At 32.6% G+C, this 7,409-nt stretch carries 8 protein-coding genes and 1 riboswitch; of the genes, 2 read left to right on the top strand and 6 right to left on the bottom strand.

Features of this window, described 5'->3' with window-relative positions; all coding sequences use genetic code 11:
• Positions 1 to 41: 41 nt before the first annotated feature.
• From aat to QZ824_RS09955, 3 genes are all read right to left on the bottom strand, one after another.
• Complete coding sequence (gene aat, locus QZ824_RS09965) at positions 42 to 677, bottom strand: leucyl/phenylalanyl-tRNA--protein transferase (protein ID WP_291275873.1); 636 nt, start codon at positions 675 to 677, stop codon at positions 42 to 44.
• Positions 678 to 756: 79 nt separating this feature from the next.
• Entirely contained in the window at positions 757 to 1,149 is a 393-nt protein-coding gene (locus QZ824_RS09960) for a DUF3127 domain-containing protein (RefSeq protein ID WP_291275872.1), read from the bottom strand.
• A 12-nt stretch (positions 1,150 to 1,161) separates the two neighbouring features.
• On the bottom strand, positions 1,162 to 2,037 hold the full coding sequence (locus QZ824_RS09955; protein WP_291275871.1) for a flavin reductase family protein: 876 nt from the start codon (positions 2,035 to 2,037) through the stop codon (positions 1,162 to 1,164).
• Between the two features lie 141 nt (positions 2,038 to 2,178).
• On the opposite strand from QZ824_RS09955, the gene QZ824_RS09950 reads away from it, so the two are divergent.
• Positions 2,179 to 3,330: a HAMP domain-containing sensor histidine kinase gene (locus QZ824_RS09950; RefSeq protein ID WP_291275870.1), complete on the top strand. Its 1,152-nt coding sequence runs from the start codon at positions 2,179 to 2,181 to the stop codon at positions 3,328 to 3,330.
• Between the two features lie 55 nt (positions 3,331 to 3,385).
• Here QZ824_RS09950 and QZ824_RS09945 read toward each other — a convergent pair whose 3' ends face one another.
• Positions 3,386 to 3,775, bottom strand: coding sequence for an HIT domain-containing protein (locus QZ824_RS09945; RefSeq protein ID WP_291275869.1), 390 nt, complete (start codon positions 3,773 to 3,775; stop codon positions 3,386 to 3,388).
• A gap of 62 nt (positions 3,776 to 3,837) precedes the next feature.
• Entirely contained in the window at positions 3,838 to 4,314 is a 477-nt protein-coding gene (gene greA / locus QZ824_RS09940) for a transcription elongation factor GreA (RefSeq protein ID WP_291275868.1), read from the bottom strand.
• 146 nt (positions 4,315 to 4,460) lie between these two features.
• Here greA and QZ824_RS09935 point away from each other — a divergent pair, with 146 nt between their 5' ends.
• Entirely contained in the window at positions 4,461 to 4,892 is a 432-nt protein-coding gene (locus tag QZ824_RS09935; RefSeq protein WP_291275867.1) for a hypothetical protein, read from the top strand.
• A gap of 52 nt (positions 4,893 to 4,944) precedes the next feature.
• On the opposite strand, the gene QZ824_RS09930 is transcribed toward QZ824_RS09935, so the two are convergent.
• Positions 4,945 to 7,116 carry a TonB-dependent receptor gene (locus QZ824_RS09930; protein WP_291275866.1) on the bottom strand — a complete coding sequence of 724 codons (2,172 nt, stop codon included), beginning with the start codon at positions 7,114 to 7,116 and terminating at the stop codon, positions 4,945 to 4,947.
• Positions 7,117 to 7,206: 90 nt separating this feature from the next.
• Positions 7,207 to 7,300: riboswitch (TPP riboswitch) on the bottom strand.
• Between the last annotated feature and the right edge of the window lie 109 nt (positions 7,301 to 7,409).

The raw sequence follows: 7,409 nt of genomic DNA, 5'->3' as shown, positions 1-7,409 counted from the left end.
ATGTTAAATTTCAAGATAGAATAGAAAATGAAAAGTTATGACTAATTTTTAATTAGTGTTAAAAAATCTTCACGATCAATTTCAATACAGCCTAAACTGGCCAAGTGGTCGTTGTAAACTTGACAGTCCAATAAGCGATAACCTGCAAATTCTAATTGTTTAGCTAAATAGATGAAAGCTACTTTACTTGCATTTGAAACAGTAGAAAACATGCTTTCACCACAAAAAACATGTCCCAAATCTATACCATATAAACCACCAACTAATTGATTGTTTTGCCAAACTTCTACGCTTTTAGCTATACCTAGAGTGTTTAATTTACAGTAGGCTTCTACCATTTCATTAGTTATCCATGTGCCTTCTTGCCCTTTTCTGAATGCTTTTTTGCAATGGGTAATTACTTCGCGAAAAGCCGTGTTAAAGGTGATGTTAAATTTTTTTTGATTAATGATGTTCCGCATACTTTTGGAAATTTTTAGGTCTTCAAAAAACAACACCATTCGCTCTTCTGGACACCACCATAATATGGGTTCATCCTCATTAAACCATGGGAATATACCATTTTGATAAGCTAATAATAAGCGTTCTGGAGATAAATCACCTCCAATAGCAAGTATACCTTCAGGTGAAGTTTGGGTAGAAGGAGGGAAGTATAATTCTTTGGAAAGGAAGTACATAAATTTTTTATTTAGAAGTTTAAAAAGAAAAAGTCAGAAACAATTAAATTTCTGACTTCTAAATTTTTATTTCTAAACCTTAGAAGGGTAGATCATCGTGTTCTTCTTCATTGAAGTTAGTTGCGGGTTCAAAAGCATCTGCTGCTGGCATTGGCGGCATCATTTGCGCAGAAGAAGCACTCGTTCCTGAAGTTGCAGTCGCCATTCGCTCAATTCTCCATCCTTGTATAGAATTAAAATATCTCGTTTCTCCTTGAGGGCTCACCCATTCTCTTCCTCTTAAGTTGATCGAAACTTTTACGGGTTCTCCCACTTGGTAATTGTTTAGATCGTCTACTCTAGCTTGAGTGAATTCAATTAATATATGTTGAGGATATTGTTCTTCTGTAGTAACAACTAATTCTCTTTTTCTAAATGATGCACTAACCTCTTGGATAGGATTAATGACTTTGATTTTTCCGATTACTTCCATGATTCTTTAATTTTATTTATCTGCTAATAATAATTTCCAGGCGTTTAAAACTTGATTTTGGTCTAAATATTCTTTTGCTTTTTCAAATTTCTTGTTTAAGTCGTCTGCGCTTAAAACAGCTTTGACTTCAAAATTTTCTTTTACAAAGATAGTAATTTCTTCTTGAGTTGGAATTTTTTCTACATTTCCTAGTTTTCCTAAATCATTTCCATTGAAAAACGTACTTTCTTTTATAAAAGCTGGAATTTGATCTACTCCAATGCCTAAAGTAGTTAATGGTTTTTCAACCTCAAATAAGCCAGCATTAGCTCTACTGTACCAGTTACCACCTAATCTTGATACTACATCAATTTTATGTTGGTCAATCATATTGTTTTCATCCAAAACTTCTTCACGTATGTGGATTTTTACCACTTCACAAATGACTAAATTACCAGCACCTCCTTGATCACCTAAAGCAATAATCTCATTAACTTTGCATTCAAACTGTACTGGACTCTCAGCTACTCGAAAAGGCTTGATAAGATCAGAAGCTAACATTGTAAATCCAGCTTTTTCAAACTCATTTACTCCGTCAGGATATTCTGTACTCGACAAACTCATTTGTTGTACCATATCATAGTTAACAATATTAATTACTACTTCCTTAATGTCTTGTACATTGATTAAAGTATGCTTAATCGTGTTGTTGCGAACTCGTCGAGCAGGTGAAAAAATTAATATAGGAGGATTGCTACTAAATACGTTAAAAAAACTAAATGGAGATAAATTGGGTGTTCCATTTTCATCTATTGTACTAGCAAATGCTATAGGTCTTGGAGATACCGCGGTTTGCAAATATCCTTGTAATTTAGCTGGCGCAAGTTCTTTGGGATTGATACTTAACATTAGTCTTGTTTTTTTAGCAAATATAATTCAAAATGCGCTTTTTTTTACCATTCAAAAATAGAATTCAAAGTCTTAGTGTTGTTTTTGCTTAACTTTTGACTTTTAACAAAATAAACTTTATTTTTACTCAAATTTGAAAACATGCAATTTTCTGAAAAGCGTAACCTGACGCGTTGGGTCATTATCATCTCTTCTTTTGTAATAGCTTCCTTGATTTTATGGAATACCTATAGTTTTTTTCAAATTTTTAAAGAGGAAGAGAGAAATAAAATGGAGTTATGGGCCACTGCTCAGAAAAGTTTAATTAACGCAACTTTAGATTCGGATATTCAATTGCCTTCATATATTATTGAGAATAATAAAACGATTCCTTTGATATTGGCAGATAAAAAACTTAATATTGTTAATACTAAAAATATTGATTCATTAATTGCAAAAGACTCGTTGAAATTAAAAGATTTTTTTGAGAGTATTAAAAATCAGAATCAGCCTATTAAGGTAAATTGGTCGTCTAATGATTATTATTGGTTGTATTACGGCGATTCACCCATGTTAAATAAATTGAAATACTATCCTGTTGCTTTGTTGCTTGTTGCCTTCTTGTTTGGCGGTGTTGTGTATAATTTTTATAGGGCAACAAAAATGGCTACTCAAAATAAATTGTGGGCGGGTATGGCAAAAGAAACGGCTCATCAAATAGGAACACCACTGTCTTCTTTGATTGGATGGCTAGAGTTATTAAAGATGGAGGATATTGATCCAATAACTATAGAAGAAATTGAAAAAGATATCAATCGTTTGCAGACTATTACAGATAGATTTTCAAAAATTGGTTCAGAACCTTTAGTAGAAAAAAGAGATATTGTAAAAGAAACGAGACATTCTTTTGAATACTTGCAGTCGAGAACTTCAAAACAAGTAGAGTTTGAGTTTAAAGCCCCAAATAAAACTATTTATGTAAATATCAATCCAACGTTACACAGTTGGACGATTGAAAATTTAGTTAAAAATGCTATTGATGCGATGAAAGGTAAAGGGAAATTGTCTGTTGAAATTGTTGAAGGAGAAAAGCAAGTTTATGTCACTATAACAGATACAGGTAGTGGTATTCCTAAGAATAAATTTAAGAAAATATTTGAGCCAGGATATACTTCTAAGAAAAGAGGTTGGGGATTAGGATTGTCTTTAACTAAAAGAATTGTGAGTGACTATCATAAAGGAAAAATAAGGGTTGTACACTCTGAAATAGGTAAAGGAACTACTATACAATTGATATTTAATAAAGTGCATTGAAACATGTTTTTCTAAAAAAAGCGAGCCGTTATTTAAAAATAACGGCTCGCTTTTTTTAGAAGTTGGAAGCAATTTCAGTAGCTAATGCACTGAAAGCTTCTGGTGTTAATTGTGTCTTTCTTTGGAATCGCATATCTTCCATATCTTGTAATGGAATGAGATGAACGTGTACATGAGGAACTTCAAGTCCAACGACAGCTACTCCAATTCTCTTACATGGAACCACTTTTTCTAATGCAATAGCCACTTTTCGAGAAAATGCCATAAGTCCTAAGTAGTGGTCTTCATCCATGTCAAAAATCTTATTGATCTCTTGTTTTGGAATACATAAGGTGTGTCCTTTAGCGTTAGGGTTTACATCTAAAAAAGCTAAGTACTTATCGTCTTCAGCTATTTTGTAACAAGGGATTTCTCCGTTTACTATCTTAGTAAAAATTGAGCTCATAGTATTGTTTGCGATTTATCAGTTAGCCAATTTTTAGCACATTGACTAATCGATACATTAAATTAGTCACGTGTGATTTCTAAAATTTCAAAATTTAATTTACCATTAGGTACACTAATTTCAGCAATTTCTCCTACTTTTTTCCCTAATAATCCTTTTCCAATAGGCGAAGTTACCGAAATTTTTCCAGTTTTTAAATCAGCCTCACTTTCTGCAACCAAAGTGTATTTAAGTTCCATTCCGTTGGCCTGATTTTTAATTTTTACAGTAGACAATACCAAAGCTTTAGATACATCAAGTGTAGATTCATCTATAATTCGAGCATTAGCCACTAATTCTTCCATTTTGGCAATTTTCATTTCTAGAAGTCCTTGGGCTTCTTTAGCTGCATCATATTCTGCATTTTCAGATAAATCTCCTTTGTCTCTTGCTTCGGCAATTGCTTGAGAAGCCTTAGGGCGTTCAATTGCTTTTAAATGATCTAATTCGTCTTTTAATTTCTTTAATCCTTCTGCTGTATAATAAGATACTTTACTCATAACATCATGGTTTTATAAAATAGAAAAAATCCCATGAATGTGGGATTCCTTTTTACAAAGATACATTATTTTTTATATTTTTTGTTAACTAATATTTAGTTTGTCAAATATAAAAATTAAATTTGATTTTTATTATATATTATCATATGGCACGTTATTTTTCTTTTTTATTATTAATCATTATTACTTCTTGCGATCGAGACCGAAATAGTAGTGTAAATAATAATCCTTATTTACCTAATTATTCTTTTGATATTATGTTGAATATGAATTTACCTCAATATAATCCACTAGTATATCCTTCTAATGCCGTTTATGTTAATACAGCAGGGGCTGGAATTCGAGGTATTATAGTTTTTAATGCAGGAAGTGGTAACTATTTAGCTTATGATGCAGCTTGTCCTAATCAAGCTTTAGCCGATTGTTCAACCATGACAATCACTGGAGTAAATGCAATTTGTGCGTGTGATAATGCAAGTTATAGTTTGTTTACTGGTTTGGCTGCTGGAAAACAATATCCAATGAAATCATACAGAGTCCAAATGATTGATGCTACTACGTTGAGGGTTTATAATTAAAAAAGGTTAGTTTGATATCAGACTAACCTTTTTATTTGCATGGGTCACCAAATTAAAACTTCATGTTGATTCCTGCTAGGAAATTGATTCCTGCTTGTGGATAGAAGCCTGCGCCTTCAATGGTAGTAATAGATGTAGGGCTGCTCCAATTGTCATCATAAGTATAAAAATACCCGTTTGATTCATACATTCTGTTAAAGATGTTGTTGATTAATCCTGAGAAAACAACTGATTTTATACCTTTATTTATTTTCCATTCGTAATTTACACTTAAATCATTTACAAAATAATCAGGTAAAATAGATTTTTTGGCATCAATATTTCCCATGTATTGTTGACCAACAAATTTAGAAAGTAGGCTAACTTGAAAATGCTTAACTGGTAATAAGGTAATATTGTTCCCAATAATTACGTTAGGAGAAAAAGCAATGTTGGTATTACCTAAATTAGTCAGTAGGCCATCACGCTGGAAATAAAAATTTTGATTTTTATTTTGACTTAAGGTAATATTTGGCGAAATAAATAGCCAATAGTAAGGTTTAACGGTAGATTCGATTTCTAAACCAGCACGGTAGCTTCTTCCACTGTTAGCAAAAATTGGTGAGCCAACATCGTTTAAAGCTCCGGTTAGAACTAACTGGTTTTTATATTGCATGAAAAAGGCATTTACATTTAATTTGATTTTAGATCTAGTATATTTCCACCCTAATTCATAATCAAATAATCGTTCTGGTTTAGCAGCTCCGTTTTCATAATCATCACGTCTTGGTTCTTTGTTAGCGATACCAAAATAGGCATAAATGTTATTAGATGAATTAATTTGGTAATTCAAACCTGCTTTTGGGTTAAAAAAACGAAATGTGTCATTAACATCGTCAAATTTTGTGCTGTTAGCTTTGTAAAAGACCACGCGGTATTGTAAATCGGCGAATATATTAAGTTTGCCAAATTGTTGGGAAGCTTTGGTGTAGACATTCACATCATCTTTATTTCCATAATTATCATAATAACGATTTCTGCTTGGAACATAATATTGAGTCCAAATCACTTCTCCAAAGTGCTTTCCGAGATATCGATTAGCTGCTCCACCAATCATTATATCTGTTTTGTTTGTATTGTAATTGATGGAATAAGTTGCTCCAAAAAAATCATTGTCCAGCCAACGCTTTCTTACTAAATCAGTGGTTGTTAATCCCATAAAATCAGGTAAATTATAGTCAGCAAAAGAAGCGTCTTCTTTGTATTGCTCAAAATATCCTTTGCCAATGGTATAATGTAAGGCTACATTAGATTGCCAATTGGTTGCATATTTTTGATTCCATAATAATTGGAAATGATTTTGGTTGTAATTGTCTATTTCGTTATTGTAGAATTTAATTGCACCCGAGGCATCAGTATATTGTCCTACTGAATTGTAAGTTCGGTCGTTTTTTAGCTTTTCTTCATCCTCAAGTCCATTCCAAGCTTGATATGTTTTTTCTTTACCTCCAAAAGCAATTGCTTTTATTATAGTGTTTTTTGTGATATAATTAGCATTAAAGAAATAACCAAATAAATCACTTGACGCCCGATCTATATATCCGTTAGAATGAATATTTGAGATTCGAGCATTCATTTCAAAATGCTTGTTTAGTCCTGTTCCAAAAGCTAAAGTGTGTTTTCTAGTGCCAAAACTTCCCACTGAATTAGCTATTTCTGCATACGCATTTTTTTGTGCCGCTTTAGTTTGCATGTTAACACTTGCCCCAAATGCTCCAGCGCCAGTAGTTGAAGTTCCCACTCCTCTTTGTAATTGGATACTTTCTAGAGAAGAAGCAAAATCAGGTAAGTTTACAAAAAAAGTACCTTGACTCTCACTGTCATTAAAAGGAATACCATTTAAAGTTACATTAATTCTTGAGCCATCACTTCCTCGAACTCGCATATAGGTATATCCTACACCTGCGCCAGCATCTGTAGTAGTAACGACCGAGGGTAAATAGTTCAACAAGATTGGGATGTCTTGACCTAAATTTCTAGGCGCAATAGCTTCTTTAGAAATATTAGTAAAAGTTACTGGGTTTTTGTCTTTTGCTCTAACCGCTGAAATTAAAACTTCCTCAATTGATTTTACAGAATCTTTAGGCTGTTCTTGAGCAAAAGAACTTATCGAAATGAACACAGATAGAATACTTAAAGTAATCTTGACTTTCGACTTTCTTTTTTTTTTGAATAAATACATCATTCGTAAATTTTACGAATAAAAGGGGTAATTACTCTTGGGTTAAATAATAAAATTAATGTGGAGAAATGAAAACGCTATTTTGGCCTTCAATAGTGTTAGTTTCTCTTTTCCTTGGCAGCATTACCCGCCCAGGTTCATTGGGTATGATCTCAGCCCGAAATGTAGGGCACCCCTTTGAGACGCGGCAAAGATAATATAATTTCAGATTTGTGAATTCAGATTTCAGATTTTTTGGTCATTAGATTTTCCATGTGTGCGTCCTGTCTAAAAGTCTAACGATCTAACAGTCTAAT

The sequence above is a fragment of the Flavobacterium sp. genome (assembly GCF_021151785.1).
In the GTDB taxonomy this organism is placed as follows: Bacteria; Bacteroidota; Bacteroidia; order Flavobacteriales; family Flavobacteriaceae; genus Flavobacterium.
Note: the sequence above shows the minus strand (reverse complement) of the source record. Positions and strands in the feature narration are given on the sequence as shown.